The sequence below is a fragment of the Leisingera sp. F5 genome (assembly GCF_001593695.1).
Map to the genome: position 1 here is coordinate 1 of NZ_LUKH01001257.1, position 1,152 is coordinate 1,152.

Genomic DNA, 1,152 nt, shown 5'->3' on the forward strand with positions numbered 1-1,152 from the left:
GCAGTTCAACTATTTAAAGCCACGATCGGAGAAGAATATGGACGGAAATACCCCCGCAGGAAAATGCCCGGTGATGCACGGCGCTGCGCTGAACACAGACAGCGGCGGCACCTCGAACCAGGATTGGTGGCCGAACCAGCTGAACCTAAAGATCCTGCATCAGCATGCGCCCAAGTCGAACCCGATGGGGGCTGAATTCAGCTACCGCGAGGCCTTCAAGACGCTCGATCTGGAGGCCGTGAAGAAGGATCTGTTTGCGCTGATGACTGACAGCCAGGACTGGTGGCCTGCGGACTACGGCCATTACGGCGGGCTATTCATCCGCATGGCCTGGCACAGTGCCGGCACTTACCGCACCGCCGATGGCCGCGGCGGCGGCGGCACCGGCAACCAGCGCTTTGCGCCGGTGAACTCCTGGCCGGACAATGGCAACTTGGACAAGGCCCGGCGCCTGTTGTGGCCGGTCAAACAGAAGTACGGCAACAAGATCTCCTGGGGCGATCTGATGATCCTGGCAGGCAATTGCGCCATTGAATCGATGGGCGGCCCTGTCTTTGGCTTTGGCGGCGGCCGCGAAGACATCTGGGCGCCCGAGGAGGACATCTATTGGGGCACCGAGACCGATTGGCTGGGCGACGCGCGCTATTCCGGCGACCGCGATCTGGAAAACCCGCTAGCAGCGGTGCAAATGGGCCTGATCTATGTGAACCCCGAAGGGCCGAACGGAAACCCGGACCCGGCGGCCTCGGGGCTGGATGTGCGCGACACCTTTGCCCGCATGGGCATGAATGACGAGGAAACCGTGGCGCTGGTCGCGGGCGGCCACACCTTTGGCAAGGCGCATGGTGCAGGCGATCCTGAACTGGTCGGTGCCGAGCCGGAAGCCGGATCAATGGAGCAGATGGGCCTTGGCTGGATCAATGCGCATGGCTCCGGCAAAGGCGGCGACACCACGACCTCGGGTATCGAGGGGGCCTGGAAGCCGAACCCGACGACCTGGGACATGGGGTACTTCGACGTGCTGTTCGGTTACGAGTGGAAGCTGGAGAAAAGCCCCGCAGGGGCGCAGCAATGGCACGCGCAGGATGTGGCGCCCGAGCATATGGTAGTGGATGCCCATGACCCAAGCAAGCGCCATGCACCGATGATGAC

The 1,152-nt window shown here is 62.7% G+C and carries 1 protein-coding gene; it reads left to right on the forward strand.

Annotation, left to right across the window (positions count from 1 at the left end):
• Nucleotides 1-37: 37 nt before the first annotated feature.
• The coding region (locus A2I95_RS40595; RefSeq protein WP_367153222.1) for a peroxidase family protein at nt 38-1,152 on the forward strand (1,115 nt) is incomplete at its 3' end.